Source organism: Cellulosimicrobium sp. Marseille-Q4280, from assembly GCF_943181405.1.
Classification (GTDB): domain Bacteria; phylum Actinomycetota; class Actinomycetes; order Actinomycetales; family Cellulomonadaceae; genus Cellulosimicrobium.
This window is the reverse complement of record NZ_CALPBY010000005.1, coordinates 63090-78394: the sequence shown is the minus strand read 5'-3', so window position 1 is coordinate 78394 and position 15305 is coordinate 63090. Positions and strand designations below refer to the sequence as shown.

13 protein-coding genes are annotated in these 15305 nt (G+C 74.0%); 9 read left to right on the top strand and 4 right to left on the bottom strand.

The annotated features are described in order from the left end of the window. Positions 1 to 19 precede the first annotated feature (19 nt). The 5 genes from NFS20_RS13675 (at position 20) to NFS20_RS13655 (ending at position 5478) form a co-directional block, all read left to right on the top strand. On the top strand, positions 20 to 1063 hold the full coding sequence (locus NFS20_RS13675) for a Gfo/Idh/MocA family protein (RefSeq protein WP_251152352.1): 1044 nt from the start codon (positions 20 to 22) through the stop codon (positions 1061 to 1063). Positions 1064 to 1171: 108 nt separating this feature from the next. Continuing rightward, positions 1172 to 2281, top strand: coding sequence for a LacI family DNA-binding transcriptional regulator (locus NFS20_RS13670; protein WP_353050460.1), 1110 nt, complete (start codon positions 1172 to 1174; stop codon positions 2279 to 2281). Next, entirely contained in the window at positions 2278 to 3834 is a 1557-nt protein-coding gene (locus tag NFS20_RS13665) for a mannitol dehydrogenase family protein (protein WP_251152350.1), read from the top strand. The genes NFS20_RS13670 and NFS20_RS13665 overlap by 4 nt, the downstream gene beginning before the upstream one ends. A 2-nt stretch (positions 3835 to 3836) precedes the next feature. Next, entirely contained in the window at positions 3837 to 4955 is a 1119-nt protein-coding gene (locus NFS20_RS13660) for a mannonate dehydratase (protein ID WP_251152653.1), read from the top strand. A gap of 103 nt (positions 4956 to 5058) precedes the next feature. Next, positions 5059 to 5478, top strand: coding sequence for a TIGR03618 family F420-dependent PPOX class oxidoreductase (locus NFS20_RS13655; RefSeq protein ID WP_251152349.1), 420 nt, complete (start codon positions 5059 to 5061; stop codon positions 5476 to 5478). A 24-nt stretch (positions 5479 to 5502) separates the two neighbouring features. On the opposite strand, the gene NFS20_RS13650 is transcribed toward NFS20_RS13655, so the two are convergent. After that, on the bottom strand, positions 5503 to 6528 hold the full coding sequence (locus NFS20_RS13650) for a LacI family DNA-binding transcriptional regulator (protein ID WP_251152348.1): 1026 nt from the start codon (positions 6526 to 6528) through the stop codon (positions 5503 to 5505). A 62-nt stretch (positions 6529 to 6590) separates the two neighbouring features. Between NFS20_RS13650 and NFS20_RS13645 the strand changes: the two genes are divergently transcribed. The 4 genes from NFS20_RS13645 to NFS20_RS13630 all read left to right on the top strand — a co-directional run bounded on the left by NFS20_RS13645 (position 6591) and on the right by NFS20_RS13630 (position 11977). After that, complete coding sequence (locus NFS20_RS13645; RefSeq protein WP_251152347.1) at positions 6591 to 6953, top strand: L-rhamnose mutarotase; 363 nt, start codon at positions 6591 to 6593, stop codon at positions 6951 to 6953. Positions 6954 to 7144: 191 nt separating this feature from the next. Next, entirely contained in the window at positions 7145 to 8323 is a 1179-nt protein-coding gene (gene rhaI / locus NFS20_RS13640) for an L-rhamnose isomerase (RefSeq protein WP_251152346.1), read from the top strand. Between the two features lies 1 nt (position 8324). Further along, positions 8325 to 10409, top strand: coding sequence for a bifunctional aldolase/short-chain dehydrogenase (locus tag NFS20_RS13635; RefSeq protein WP_251152345.1), 2085 nt, complete (start codon positions 8325 to 8327; stop codon positions 10407 to 10409). Then, on the top strand, positions 10406 to 11977 hold the full coding sequence (locus NFS20_RS13630) for a rhamnulokinase (protein WP_251152344.1): 1572 nt from the start codon (positions 10406 to 10408) through the stop codon (positions 11975 to 11977). The genes NFS20_RS13635 and NFS20_RS13630 overlap by 4 nt, the downstream gene beginning before the upstream one ends. Positions 11978 to 12058: 81 nt before the next feature. Here the strand turns inward: NFS20_RS13630 and NFS20_RS13625 are convergent, their stop codons facing one another. The 3 genes from NFS20_RS13625 to NFS20_RS13615 all read right to left on the bottom strand — a co-directional run bounded on the left by NFS20_RS13625 (position 12059) and on the right by NFS20_RS13615 (position 15305). Further along, on the bottom strand, positions 12059 to 13288 hold the full coding sequence (locus NFS20_RS13625; protein WP_251152343.1) for an MFS transporter: 1230 nt from the start codon (positions 13286 to 13288) through the stop codon (positions 12059 to 12061). A 149-nt stretch (positions 13289 to 13437) separates the two neighbouring features. Beyond that, complete coding sequence (locus NFS20_RS13620) at positions 13438 to 14631, bottom strand: acetyl-CoA C-acyltransferase (protein ID WP_251152342.1); 1194 nt, start codon at positions 14629 to 14631, stop codon at positions 13438 to 13440. Beyond that, entirely contained in the window at positions 14628 to 15305 is a 678-nt protein-coding gene (locus tag NFS20_RS13615) for a CoA transferase subunit B (RefSeq protein ID WP_251152341.1), read from the bottom strand. Before NFS20_RS13615 ends, NFS20_RS13620 begins: the two co-directional genes overlap by 4 nt.

Here is a 15305-nt window from a genome sequence, read left to right as displayed (position 1 = left end):
GACCCCAGGAGGACCCAGCATGACCGCGAAGCGCACCGGCGTCGGCATCGTCGGGATGGGGGGCATCGGCACGATGCACGCGCGGGCGTTGCGCGAGCTGGGGGACCGGGCGCGGCTCGTCGCCTACAGCGGCGCGAGGGCCGCCACCGCGGAGGAGCTCGCGGGCTGGCCCGCGGAGCACCTCGAGCCGGACGACGTGGTCACGCACCCGGAGGTCGACGTGGTGGCGATCTGCTCGCCGAGCGGGACGCACGCCGACCTCGCGCTGGCGGCGCTCGAGGCCGGTCGGCACGTGGTCGTCGAGAAGCCGCTCGCCCTGGACGTCGACGACGCGCTGCGCGTCGCCCGCACGGCCCGCGAGCGCGGGCTGATGGTGTCCATGATCTCCCAGCGCCGTTTCGAGACCGAGCACGCCGCGCTCAAGAAGGCCTTCGAGGACGGGGCGCTGGGCGAGCTCCGTCTCGCCACGACCCACGTCCACTGGTTCCGCGACGACGACTACTACCGCGCCGCGGCGTGGCGGTCCACGACCGAGCAGGGAGGGGGGTCGTTGATGAACCAGGGCGTGCACAACGTGGACCTCCTGCGCTGGCTCTGCGGCCCGGTCGAGTCGGTGACCGCGCAGTCCGGGACCCTCGGGCACGCGATGGCGGCCGAGGACACCACCGTCGCGACGGTCCGGTTCGCCTCGGGCGCCCTGGGCGTGGTCACCACGACGACGGCGACGCCGCCGGGCTTCCCCGCGAGCCTCGCGCTGTACGGCTCCCGCGGCTCGGTCGAGCTCGGCCAGGGCGAGGTGCGCCGGTGGGACGTGCCGGGGGTGCCGGAGCCGCGGACGCGGAACATCGCCAGCGGTGCGGCCGACCCGCTGGCGATCGGGCACGCGGGGCACCTCGCCCAGTGGCAGCGGATCGTCGCCGCGCTCGAGACGTCGACGGCGGTCCCGGTCGGGATCGAGGAGGCCGTCGAGACCGTCCGGCTCCTGTGCGCGATCTACGAGGCGGCCGCGACCGGCGCGACGGTCAGGCCGCAGGACCTGGGATCGCGCGCACCGGCCGTCTGACGCGGTGTCGGAGCCGCCGTGGCACGGTTGGTGCAAACGTTCGCATCCGTCCGGGACCAGTGGTGGTAGGGCTCCGGAGTGCCTGCCGCTACAATCGTTCGCAGAAGCATGCCGGGATCGATGACGTCGAGGAGGGGAACCGTGGTCACAGTCCGCGACGTCGCTCGGGAGAGCGGCGTGTCGATCTCCACGGTCTCGCGAGCACTCGCGGAGCCCGAGCGCGTCGCTCCCGAGACGCGTGACCGCGTGGTCGCCGTCGCGACCCGGCTCGGCTACCGGCCGAACCGTGCCGCGAGCGGCCTGCGCGCCGGCCGCACCGGTGCGCTGGGCCTCGTCGTGCCGGACCTCGAGAACCCCTACTTCGCCTCCGTCACCAAGGGTGTCCAGGCGCGCGCCCGGAGGACGGGCCACGCGGTGTTCGTCGTCGACGCGGGCGAGGACCCGGGGCTGGAGACCGAGCTCGTCGAAGGCCTGCGCCCGCAGACCGACGGCCTGGTCCTGTGCTCCCCGCGCGCCGTCGAGGCCGACCTCGAGGTCGCCCGCGACACCCCCGTCGTCCTGGTGAACCTCCGCATCGACGGGATCCCCGCGGTCTCGTCCGACGACGCGCACGGTGTCGTGCTCGCCGTCGAGCACCTGCGAGCGCTCGGGCACCGGCGCGTGGCCTACGTCGGCGGCCCCGAGCGGTCCTGGTCGGACGCCCGCCGTCGCGACGGGCTCGAGCTCGCGCACGCGCGCTTCCCCGACGTCGAGACGGTCGCGGTCGGTTCCTTCCGTCCGCGCGTCGAGGGTGGGCGGGCCGCGGCCGACCTCGTGGTCGCCTCCGGCGCGTCGGCGGTGCTCGCCTACAACGACCTCGTCGCGCTCGGCCTCGTGGCGCGGCTCCGGGAGCGTGGCCTGTCCGTCCCGGACGACCTCAGCGTGGTCGGCTTCGACGACACGTTCGTCGCGACGCTCTCCTCGCCGCCCCTCACGACCGTGCGCACGGACCTCTCGCTGCTCGGCGCGCGGGCCGTCGACCGGCTCGTGGCCCTGCTCGACGCGCGGCGCGCCGCGCGCGTCCCGGCGACCGGCGCGGACAGCGCCGTCGGGCCACCGACCGGTCCCGAGGACGAGCTGCCCGTCGAGCTCGTCGTGCGCGACTCGACGACCGTCCCACCGACCACGGTGCCCCCCGGGGCCCGCCCGAGCACCACCGAACCGCAGGAGGCCGTGTGACCGCCCCGACCGCCACCCCGACGCCGCCGGCCCCGGACGCCCTGTCGGGCGCGGCGCCGGACGACCGTGACGACACGCGCCTGCACCGCGACACGGTGCCCTCGGACCTGCCCGCGCCCGTGCGGCCGACGCAGGTCGGGATCGTGCACCTCGGCATCGGGGCGTTCCACCGCGCCCACCAGGCCGTCGCCACCGAGGACGCCGCGCTCGCCACGGGCGACACGCGCTGGGGGATCCTCGGCGTGACGCAGCGCTCCGCGTCGGTCCGCGACCAGCTGCGCCCGCAGGGCGGGGTGTACACCGTGCTCACGGTCGGCCCCGAGGGCGGGTCCCCGCGCGTCGTCGGTTCCGTGACCGACGTCGCGTGGCCGGCGGAGGAGACGCCGCGCATCCTCGCCGCGCTCGCCACGCCGACGACCCACGTCGTGACGCTCACCATCACGGAGAAGGGCTACTCGCGCGGGGCCGGTGGCGGTCTCGACGTCGAGGCCGTGCGCCGCGACCTCGACGCGCTCGCCCGCGAGGAGGACGTCGCGGGGTACCGCGAGGAGGTCGAGACGGCGACGAGCGCCGTCGGGCTGCTCGTGCGCGGCCTGGCCGCGCGCCGTCGGGCCGGTGGCGCACCCCTCACGGTGCTGAGCTGTGACAACCTCGCCGACAACGGCCGCGTCCTCGCCGCGCTCGTCCGGGAGGCCGTGGACACAGCCCTGCCCGGCGTGGAGGGCGACGACCTGCGGGCGTGGCTCGCGGCGTCGGTCACGTTCCCGTGCAGCATGGTCGACCGCATCGTCCCCGCGACGACACCCGCCCAGCGCGACGAGGTCGAGACGCTTCTCGGCGCGCGCGACGAGGGCCTCGTCGTCGCCGAGCCGTTCCTCCAGTGGGTCATCGAGGACCGCTTCGCCGGCCCACGACCGGCGTGGGAGCAGGCCGGGGCGACGTTCACCCACGACGTCGCGCCGTACGAGCGCGCCAAGCTGCGCCTGCTCAACGGCGCCCACTCGCTCCTCGCGTACGCGGGCTCCCTCGCCGGGTACGCGACGATCGCCGAGGCCGTCGCGGACCCGGCGCTCGCGGCGCAGGCCCGCGCGCTGCAGGCCGACGCGATCGCGACGCTCGAGGCCCCCGACGGGATCGACCTCGCCGCCTACGCCGACGAGCTGCTCGAGCGGTTCGCCAACCCCGCGACGGGGCACACGACCCGCCAGGTCGCGATGGACGGGACGCAGAAGATCCCGTTCCGCTGGGGCGGGACGCTCGCGGACCGTCTCGCCGACAGGTCCGCCGGAGATGCGCTGCCGCAGGGCGTCGTGGCCGCGCTCGCGGCCTGGGCGGCGTTCGTGGTCGCCGAGGTGCGCGCCGGCCGCGCGGTCGACGACCCCCGTGCCGAGGAGCTGCGCTCGGTCGTGGAGGCGGCCGACGGCGACGCCGCGGCGGTCCGCGCGCTCGTGCGCCTGCCGGGGCTCCTGCCCGACGTCGCGGACGCGGGCTCGCTCGACGCCCTCGCCGACGCGGTCGTCACCGCCGTGGGAACGGTGGTGAGCGCGCCGTGAAGATGGGCTTCCGCTGGTACGGCGAGGGGAACGACACCGTCACGCTCGACCACGTCCGGCAGGTCCCGGGCGTGGAGACGATCGTGTGGAGCCTGCACGACAAGCAGGCGGGCGAGGTGTGGGAGCAGGCGGAGATCGACGCCGAGGTCGCGAAGATCGTCGGCCTCACGGACGAGGCCCGCGCACGCGGGATCACGCGGACGTTCGACGCCGAGGTCGTCGAGTCCGTGAACGTCCACGAGTCGATCAAGCTCGGCCGCACCGTCCTCGGGATGGGTCGCGACGAGGCGATCGACAACTACCGGACGACGATCCGTCGCCTGGGCCGGGCCGGGGTGAAGGTCGTCTGCTACAACTTCATGCCGGTCTTCGACTGGCTGCGCACGGACCTGTGGCACCCGCTGCCGGACGGGTCGACCGCGCTGTTCTTCGAGCGCGCCGTCGTGGACGCGATGTCCCCGGAGCGGCTGATCGCGGACATGGAGGCGAACACCCACGGGCTCACGCTGCCGGGCTGGGAGCCGGAGCGGCTCGCGAGCTTCGGCGAGCTGAACGCCGCGTACGAGGGCGTGACGCACGAGGACATGTATGCGCACTACCGGTACTTCCTCGACGCGGTCGTCCCCGTGTGCGAGGAGGTGGACGTCAAGCTCGGCGTCCACCCCGACGACCCGCCGTTCGACGTGTTCGGCTGGCCGCGCGTGGTCTCGTCGAAGGACGACCTCGCCACCGTGCTCGGCCTCCACCCCAGCCCCAATCACGGCCTGACCCTGTGCCTGGGCAGCTTCTCGGCGGACCCGGACGCGGACGCCGTCGACGCCGTGCGCACGTTCATGGACCGCATCCACTTCACCCACGTGCGCAACATCAAGCACCTGGGGAACGGCGACTTCACCGAGGTGGCGCACCGGGCGTGCGAGGGGAGCGTCGACACGACGGGCATCATGAGGGCCTACGCGGAGGCGGACTACCAGGGGTACGTGCGCCCCGACCACGGGCGCCACCTGTGGGACGAGAACACGACCAACAAGCCACGGCCCGGGTACGGCCTCTACGACCGCGCGCTGGGGATCCAGTACCTCCTCGGCGCCTGGGACGCCTTCCGCTACCGCACGCCGTGAGGCCGGGCGTCGTCCTGCGGCCGGACCGGGCGCCGTCCCGTGCCTGCGCGGGCGGCGTGCCGTACGGTCGAGACTCCTGAAGCCGCCGACCTGAGGAGCCGTCGTGCCCCGACCCCCGCTGCCGTCCTCGCTCGTCGACCTGCTGCGCCGACCGAACGCCGCCGTGATGGCGACCACGCGGTCCGACGGCGCACCGGTCACCGCCGCGACCTGGTACGTCCTCGAGGACGACGGCCGGGTGCTCGTCAACCTCGACGAGAGCCGCGTGCGGCTCCAGCACCTGCGTCGTGACCCGCGCGTGTCGATCACGGTGCTCGACGAGAACTGGTACACCCACGTGACGCTCCTCGGCCGCGTCGTCGAGCTGCGCGACGACGAGGGCCTCGCCGACATCGACCGGATCTCGACGCACTACACCGGTCACGAGTACGCGAACCGCGAGAACCCGCGCGTCTCCGCGTGGATCGAGGTCGAGCGCTGGTACGGCTGGGGCGCCGCTCGCGGCGACGCCGCGAGCGACTGACGAGCGCGGGCCCCGGACCGGGTCTCAGGCGCGGTCGCCCGCGCTCGACGCGCGGACCACGAGCTCCGGCTGGAAGACCACCTGCTCGGCGACGGCGTCCCGTCCGCGCAGGAGCAGGTCCGCGGCGCGCTCGCCGAGCAGGTGGGTCGGTTGGCGCACCGACGTGAGCGGGGTCGCGAGCTCCGCGGCGAACGCGACGTCGTCGTACCCGACGACGGCGACCTCGCCCGGGACGTCGACCCCCTCGCGGCGCAGCGTGCGCAGCGCGCCGAGCGCGGCGAGGTCGTTGACGCAGAACAGGGCGGTGGGACGGTCCTCGCGCGCGAGCAGGGCGCGCGTCGCGGCCTCGCCGCCGTCGGCGTTGAGCGACGGGAGGGTGATCTCCGTGAGGTGCTCCGCCGGGTCGAGGCCCGCGGCCGCGAGCGCGTGCTCGACGCCGCGCAGGCGGTCCGCGCACTGGCGGATCGAGTGGGGCCCGTTGAGGAACGCGACCCGGGTGTGACCCTGGTCGAGGAGGTGCTGCGCGGCGAGCTCGCCGCCGCGCACGTCGTCGACGGCGACCGAGGACAGGTCGGGGGTCGGTGCCGGGCGGTCCAGGAGCACGACCCCGACGCCGCGCTCGCGCAGGGCCAGCAGGTGGTCGACCCGGTCCGTCGCCGGGACGACCATCACGCCGCGGACGCCGTGCTCCTCGAAGAGGCGCAGGTAGCGCGACTCGCGCTCCGGGTCCTCCTCAGAGCTCGCGACCATGAGCGTGTAGTCGTCGCGCGCGAGGCGGTCCTCGATGCCGCGCGCGACGTCGGTGAAGAACGGATTGGCGATGTCGAGGACGATCGCGCCGACCGTGGTGATCGTCCCCGCACGGAGCTGGCGTGCCGACCCGTTGGGCACGAACGAGAGGTCGTCGATCGCGGCGAGGACGCGCTCGCGCGTCGCGGGGGAGACGCGGTCGGGCCGGTTGAGCACGTTCGACACGGTGCCGACCGAGACCTGGGCCCGCCGCGCGACGTCGCTCACCGACGCGCGACGGCGCTGTGGCTCGGTGGTCATGAGATCTTCTCTCGTCGGTCAGGCACCATGATGAAGCGATTCACGCACACGAAAGGGTACCGATGACCGCATCTCGCGCGACGCGCGTCTGCTTCACCTCACAGGTCCGCCCGGAGCGGCTCGACGAGTACCGGTCCGTCCACGGGGCCGTGTGGCCGGAGATGCTCGAGGCCCTGCGTGACTCCGGCTGGCGCGACTACCACCTGTTCCTGCGTCCCGACGGGCTCCTCGTCGGGTTCCTCGAGACCGACGACTACGCCGCGGCCCAGGCCGCGATGTCCCGCACGGCGGTCAACGCGCGCTGGCAGGCGGCGATGGGTGACTTCTTCGTCGCCGACGGCAGCCCCGACGAGGGCTTCGTCGTGCTCGACGAGGTCTTCCACCTCGAGGCCCAGCTCGAGCGCGCCGGCCTGCCGACCGGCTGACCGCCCGGGCGGGCTCCGGCCACCTGGCCACGGTGTCGGTCACAGCCTTCGCCGGATGCGCCGTCGGCGTCTTGACCGCGAGAGAGAGGCTCCCGTACGCTCGCGATGAATCGATTCATTCCTGGATCGGACACACGGGCCGAGGGCGGCCCGCGACGGCGCGCGAGGCTGCGCGGAGGAGGAGAAGGACCATGACGGACCGCACCGAGGCGGCGCGTGCCGCGCTGCGGCAGCAGACGATCGAGCTCCCCTCGTGGGCGTTCGGCAACTCGGGGACGCGCTTCAAGGTCTTCGCCCAGCCGGGCGTGCCGCGCGACCCCTACGAGAAGATCGCGGACGCCGCACAGGTGCACCGGTACACCGGCGTCGCGCCGCGCGTGTCGCTGCACATCCCGTGGGACCTCGTGGACGACTACGAGGACCTGGCCCGGCACGCCGCCGAGCAGGGCGTGTCGATCGGCATGATCAACTCGAACCTCTTCCAGGACGACGACTACAAGCTCGGCTCGCTCACGCACCCCGACCCCGTCGTGCGCAAGAAGGCCGTCGACCACCACCTGCAGTGCCTCGAGGTCATGGCGGCGACGGGCTCGCGCGAGCTCAAGCTGTGGCTGCCGGACGGCATCAACTACCCCGGTCAGGACTCGCTCCGCGCCCGGCAGGACCGGCTCGCGGACTCGCTGGCCGAGGTCTACGCGGCGCTGACCGCCGCACACCCCGAGAACCGGCTCGTGCTCGAGTACAAGTTCTTCGAGCCCGCGTTCTACGCGACGGACATCCCGGACTGGGGCACGTCGCTGCTGCACTGCCTCGCGCTCGGCGACCGCGCGAAGGTCGTGCTCGACACGGGCCACCACGCCCCGGGGACGAACATCGAGGTCATCGTCATGCAGCTCCTGCGTCAGGGGCGGCTCGGCGCCTTCGACTTCAACTCGCGCTTCTACGCGGACGACGACCTCATGGCCGGCGCGGCGGACCCGTTCCAGCTCTTCCGGATCATGCACGAGATCGTCCAGGCCGGAGCGCTCGACCCGAGCAGCGGCGTGAACTTCATGCTCGACCAGTGCCACAACGTCGAGGCGAAGATCCCGGGCCAGATCCGGTCCGTGATGAACGTCCAGGAGGCGACGGCCAAGGCGCTGCTCGTCGACGCGGACGCGCTCGGGGCGGCCCAGGTCTCGGGCGACGTGCTCGCCGCGAACGGCGTCCTCATGGACGCGTACAGCACCGACGTGCGCCCGCTGCTCGCGGACCTGCGCACCGAGCAGGGCCTCGCGCCCGACCCGATGGCCGCGTTCGCGGCGTCGGGCTACACCGAGACGATCGTGGCCGAGCGCGTCGGTGGCGCGCAGGCCGGATGGGGAGCCTGAGATGACCGGCACGACCACGAGCCCGACCCAGCCCGCCACCGAGGCCGTCGCCGACCTCGTCGCCCGGTCGAACCGCCTGGGGTCCGACCCGCGCGTGACGAACTACGCGGGCGGGAACACGTCCGCCAAGGGCACCGAGACCGACCCGGTCACGGGCGAGCCCGTCGAGCTGCTCTGGGTCAAGGGCTCGGGCGGGGACCTCGGCACGCTCACGGAGCAGAACCTCGCGGTCCTGCGCCTCGACCGTCTGCGCGCGCTCGTCGGCGTGTACCCGGGCGTGGAGCGCGAGGACGAGATGGTCGCCGCGTTCGACTACTGCCTGCACGGCAAGGGCGGAGCGGCGCCGTCGATCGACACGGCCATGCACGGCCTCGTCGACGCCGCGCACGTCGACCACCTGCACCCCGACGCGGGCATCGCGCTCGCGACCGCCGCGGACGGCGAGGCCCTGACGCGCGAGGCGTTCGGCGACGAGGTGGTGTGGGTGCCGTGGCGGCGGCCCGGCTTCCAGCTCGGCCTGGACATCGCAGCCATCAAGGACGCGCACCCGCAGGCGATCGGGTGCGTGCTCGGCGGGCACGGCATCACGGCGTGGGGCGAGACGTCCGAGGAGGCCGAGCGGCGCTCGCTCGACATCGTCCGCCGCGCGGAGGAGTTCATCGCCGGTCGGACGGCGCAGCTCGCCGACCGTGGCGAGCACCCGTTCGGCGCGGTGCGCGCCGGGTCCGAGGCGCTCGCCGAGGACGAGCGGCGCGCCAAGGCGGCCGCTCTCGCGCCGACGATCCGCGGCCTCGCGTCGACCGACGCGCCGCAGGTCGGGCACTTCACGGACTCCGACGTCGTGCTGGACTTCCTGGCCCGCGAGAAGCTGACCCCGCTCGCCGCGCTCGGCACGTCCTGCCCCGACCACTTCCTGCGCACCAAGGTCAGCCCGCTCGTCGTCGACGTGCCCGCCGACGCGTCCGTCGAGGAGACCGTGGAGGCGTTGCGCGCGGCGCACGCCGCGTACCGCGAGGCCTACCGCGCCTACTACGACCGGCACGCGACCCCGGACAGCCCGGCGATCCGCGGGGCCGACCCCGCGATCGTGCTCGTGCCCGGCGTCGGCATGTTCTCGTTCGGCAGGAACAAGCAGACCGCGCGCGTCGCCGGGGAGTTCTACGTCAACGCGATCAACGTCATGCGCGGCGCCGAGGCGATCAGCACGTACGCGCCCATCGAGGAGTCGGAGAAGTTCCGCATCGAGTACTGGGCGCTCGAGGAGGCCAAGCTCCAGCGGATGCCGAAGCCGAAGACGCTCGCCACGCGGGTCGCGCTCGTCACCGGCGGCGGGTCGGGCATCGGCAAGGCCATCGCCGAGCGGCTCGCGGCCGAGGGGGCCTGCGTCGTCGTCGCGGACCGCAACCTCGACGGTGCCCGCGAGGTCGCCGACGCGCTCGGCGGTCCGGACGTCGCGGTCGCCGTCGGCGGAGACGTCACCTCCGCCCGCGACGTCGCCGCGATGGTCGACGCCGCGGCCCTCGCGTTCGGTGGCGTGGACCTCGTCGTCAACAACGCCGGGCTGTCGATCTCCAAGCCGCTGCTCGAGACCACCGAGGCGGACTGGGACCTGCAGCACGACGTCATGGCCAAGGGGTCGTTCCTCGTGTCCCGTGAGTCGGCGCGAGCGATGATCGCGCAGGGCATGGGCGGCGACATCGTCTACATCGCGTCGAAGAACGCGGTGTTCGCCGGGCCGAACAACGTCGCCTACTCCGCGACGAAGGCCGACCAGGCGCACCAGGTCCGCCTGCTCGCGGCCGAGCTCGGTGAGCACCAGATCCGGGTCAACGGGATCAACCCCGACGGCGTCGTGCGCGGCTCGGGCATCTTCGCCGCGGGCTGGGGCGCGCAGCGCGCCGCGGTGTACGGGGTCGACGAGAAGGACCTCGGCGCGTTCTACGCGCAGCGCACGCTGCTCAAGCGCGAGGTGCTCCCGGAGCACGTCGCGGCCGCGGTCCTCGCGCTCACCGGGCCGGACCTCGCCCAGACGACCGGCCTGCACGTGCCCGTCGACTCGGGCGTCGCCGCGGCGTTCCTGCGATGAGCGGCACCCCGCACGACGCACCGCCGCTCGGGCGTCCGGACGACCGCCCCCGCGCGGCCTTCGCCGCGGTGGACCTCGGCGCGTCGAGCGGACGCGTCGTGGTGGGGGTCGTGCGGGGTGCGCCGGGGGAGGAGCGCGTCGACCTCACCGAGGTCGCGCGCTTCGCCAACGGGCCGGTCGAGGTGCCCGACGCCGCGGGCTCCGGTCTGTACTGGGACCTCCTCCATCTCTGGCGAGGCACGCTGGACGGGCTCCGCGCCGCGGGCGCGCACGCGCGCTCGCTCGGGCTGGCGCTCGCCGGCATCGGCATCGACTCGTGGGCGGTCGACGTCGGTCTCGTCGCCGCGGATGGCACGCTCCTCGGCAACCCGCGGCACCACCGCGACCCGCGCCTCGCGGGCGTGGCCGACGACGTGCTCGGACGGCTCGGCGCGGCCGAGCAGTACGCGGTCGACGGCCTCCAGGTGCTCCCGTTCACCACGTCGTTCCAGCTCGTCGCCGGCCGGCGCGACGCCGCGTGGCCGCTCGCCGCGTCCGTGCGCCTCGTGCCGGACCTCCTCGCGTCGTGGCTCACGGGCGTCGTCGCGAGCGAGGTCACCAACGCGTCGACGACCGGGCTCCTCGACGCCACGACGCGCGACTGGTCCGACCGGACGATCGCCGCGCTCGAGGACGCCTACCCCGAGCTCGCCGGGCTGCGCGGTCGCCTGGCCGAGGTCGTGGAGCCCGGGACGGTGCTCGGGCCGTTGACCCCGGCGGTGCAGGCCGTGACGGGTCTCGGACCCGTCCCGGTCGTCGCCGTCGGGTCGCACGACACCGCCTCGGCGGTCGTCGGCGTGCCCGCGAGCGACGAGCGCTTCGCGTACGTGTCCTCCGGGACCTGGTCCCTCGTCGGCGTCGAGCTCGACGCCCCGGTGCTCACCGCGGAGAGCCGCGCGGCGAACGTCACCAACGAGCTCGGCGTCGACGGCACCGTGCGCTACCTCAAGAACGTCATGGGCCTGTGGGTGCTGTCCGAGACGCTCCGGACGTGGCGCGAGGCGGGCGACCCGGTGACCCTGGACGACGCCCTCCCCGCGGCCGAGGCGGCCGAGCCGGGTCGCACCGTCGTCGACCTGGACGACGACGCGTTCCTCCCGCCCGGCGACATGCCGTCGCGCCTCGCCGCGGCCGCGCGCGCCTCCGTGCAGCCTGTCCCGGCGACCGTCGGCGAGGTCGTGCGGTGCGTCCTGGACTCGCTCGCCGACGCCTACCGGCGCGCGCTCGAGCAGGTCACGGCCCTGTCCGGCCGTGCGGTCGACGTCGTCCACGTCGTGGGCGGCGGGTCGCAGAACGCGCTGCTGTGCCGGCTGACCGCCGAGGCGACCGGGCTGCCGGTCGTCGCCGGACCGGTCGAGGGCGCCGCACTGGGCAACCTGCTCGTCCAGGCGCGCGCCGTCGGCGTGCTCGACGGTGACCTCGCCGCGCTGCGCGCCGTCGTGCGCCGGTCCGTCGTCGTGCGCCGGTTCGAGCCGGCCAGCGTGCCGGCCTCCTCCCCTCGTCCCGTGCCGGCGCAACCGATGCTCTGAGGGCGCCCCGGCCCCTCGGTCGACCGGGCTGGGCCGGGAAGCAGGCTTCCCGGCCCAGCCGTCGGACGTCGGCGGCGCGCGTCAGTCGGCGGGCGCGACAGCGGCCGGTGCGGCCCGCCGCGCCCGTGCTGCGAGCAGGAGCGCGACGACGAGGGCGACCGCCCCGACGGCACCGATCGCCGCGGGCAGGCCGCCGAGGGCGGCCGCGACTCCGGTGGCGACGAGGGGAGCGAGGAACTGGCCCAGGTAGAACGCCGAGTTCCACAGCCCCGACACACGGCCACGCCGCTCGAACGGCTGGCGGGCGATGACCCACACCACCAGGGTCGGCAGGAGCAACCCGGATCCCACGGACGCGATCATTGCCCCGGTGACCACCGCCGCGAGGCCGCCCGGTGCGAGCCAGATCACCAGCATGCCGACGGCCTGCAGACCGAAGGCCGTGGGGAGCAGCCTCGCGGGGGTGAACCGTGCGACCCGCGGGAACACGAGGCCGCCGGCGGCCGTGGCCAGGGATGCGCCGGCCGCGACGGCACCGATGACGGCGGTGGACCCGGCATCGACACCGGTACCAACCACGAGGTAGCTGATCTCCACGATGAGCACGTAGAAGGTGACGCCGCCCGTCAACGTCACGAGGAGCGGGACGCCGATCTCACGCCAGGGGATGCGAGCCGGCGGAAGGGCCGTCGTAGCGGGAGCGGAGCGCTCGGTCGTCGGCTCCCAGAGGAGGAGGGCGACGGGGACGGCGATCACGAGGCCTGCCGCGTAGATCCAGAACGGCGTGTGCCACCCGTTGGCGCCCAGTGCGCCGCCGACGGCGATGAACACGGTGGCCGCGAGAGTCGTCGTGACGGCCTGCAGCCCGAGGTAGCGGTTCCTGCGCTTCTCGTCGGGGAAGTAGTCGACGATGAGTGCCGTGGCGACGGTCATGATCGCGGCCTCGCAGATGCCGAGAAGGACGCGGCTGACGAGGATGCTCGGTAGTCCGTCCATCAACGCGGGGGCGACGCCGACGACCGAGTAGACGACGAGTGCGCCCAGGAGGAGCTTCTTGCGTGCGACCCGGTCGGCGAGCTGTCCGGCGAAGGGCGCGAAGAGAGCGATCATCAGGGCCGGTACGGCGACGATCATCGGCACGAGCACGGCAGCACCGGGGGTGGTGGCGAAGTGCTCCGAGATCTGCGGCAGCACGGGTGTGATGAGGACCGACCCGAGCACCGGCATGCAGCTGGCCGCGAGCAGGGGAAGGGCCTGGGCGCTGCCTGCTGTGCGTGGGGTCGACGTGGAGCGTTCAGCGACGTCGGTCATGAGATCTCCTTCGATCTTCGACGGTGGTGTGGTGCTGCGTGCGTCTCGCCGTCGAGGCGCACGTCGCGGGCAGGCGCACGATGGGAGACGTCGCCTGTCAGCGGTCGTGGGGAGCGACGGGTCGCTGCCTGATGGGGTCGGCCGAGGGCTCAGCCGTCGAGGAGGAGCGCGGCTCCCTGGCCGCCACCGCCGCAGAGCGCGACGCCCGCTCGCCCTCCGACGCGACGCAGGGTGTGCGCTGCGTGGACGACGAGCCGTGCGCCGCTCGCCCCGAGCGGGTGACCGAGCGCGATACCGCCGCCGTCGGTGTTGAGCCGGGGGTCGGCCGGGTCGATGCCGAGGGCGTGCGCCGATGCGGCCACGACGGCGGCGAAGGCTTCGTTGATCTCGATCGTGCTGAGCTGGTCGGTGGTCCAGCCCTCGGACGTGAGCGCCGCGGTGAGCGCGCGGGCGGGCTGTTCGAGGAGCGTGTTGTCCGGTCCCGCCACCTCGGCGTGCGCACGCAGCGAGGCGAGCACCGGCCACGCCTCGGCCTCGGCGCGAGCGCGCGTCGTGAGGACGACCGCTGCTGCGCCGTCGGACAACGGGGAGGCGTTGCCGGCCGTGATGGTGCCGTCGGGGTGGAACGCCGGCGCGAGACGCGCCAGCGTGTCGCCCGTGGACTCCGGGCGAACGCCTTCGTCGTCCGCGACGAGGGGCTCACCGCGGCGGTGCGGGACCTGGACCGGGACGATCTCGGCGCGCAGGGTGCCGTCCGCGCGCGCCCGTGCCGCTCGGCGGTGGGAGCGTGCCGCGACGGCGTCCTGGAGGACCCGGCCGACCGGCCGGCCGGCGATGCTGCGCTCTGTCAGCTCGCCCATGGCCACGCCGTCGAACGCGTCGGTGAGGCCGTCGTGACGCGCGTGGTCGAGGAGCCCGACGTCGCCGAACGCGAACCCCGCGCGAGATCCTGGGAGGAGGTGGGGAGCCCGCGTCATCGACTCCATCCCACCGGCGACGACGACCTCCGCCTCGCCGAGCCGCAGCCACCGAGCGGCTTCGATGATCGCGGTGAGGCCTGAGAGGCACACCGTGTTGACGGTGACGGCGCGAGCCGCCCCGTCGAGGCCGGCGCGCAGCGCCGCCTGGCGGGCGGGGTTCTGGCCGGCGCCGGCCTGCAGGACGTGCCCCATCACCACGGCGTCCACCACGCGGGGGTCGACCTCGGCCTGGGCGAGCGCGCCCCGGAGAGCGATCGTGCCGAGCTCGGTGGCGGGCACCGGTGCGAGCTGGCCTCGGAGGCGCCCCTGCGGTGTCCGCGCAGCGCCGACGAGGACGAGCTCGTCCTCCCTGGTCCGGCTCACGCGCGAAGGCCGGCGGCAGCGGGACGCACCGGGTCGAGGTCGAGGTCAACGCCGAACGCTGGTCCCGTCGACGTGCGCAGGTCCTCGACGGTGACGCCCGGTGCCAGCTCGCGCAGGACGAGCCCGTCCGGTGCGACGTCGAGCACGGCACGGTCGGTGATGATGCGGTCGACGACGCCCCGGGCCGTCAACGGCAGGTCGCACTCCTCGACGATCTTGGGTGCGCCGTCCCGGGTGAGGTGGTCCATGAGGACGACCACGCGGCGCGCACCCACGACGAGATCCATCGCCCCTCCCATGCCCTTGACCATGGACCCGGGCACCTGCCAGTTGGCGAGGTCGCCGGAGGCCGAGACCTGGAGCGCGCCGAGGATCGCCACCGCGATGTGCCCGCCGCGGATCATGGCGAAGGACGTGACGGAGTCGAAGCAGCTGGCGCCCGGCTGCATGGTGACCGTCTGCTTGCCCGCGTTGACGAGGTCGGGGTCCTCGTCGCCGTCGAAGGGGAACGGCCCGATCCCCAGGAGCCCGTTCTCGCTCTGCAGGGTCACGCGGACGTCGCGTGGCACGTGCCCGGCGACGAGCGTGGGGATGCCGATGCCGAGATTGACGTAGTCGCCGTCACGGAGCTCGAGCGCCGCTCGTGCGGCCATCTGGTCACGGGTCCAGGGCAT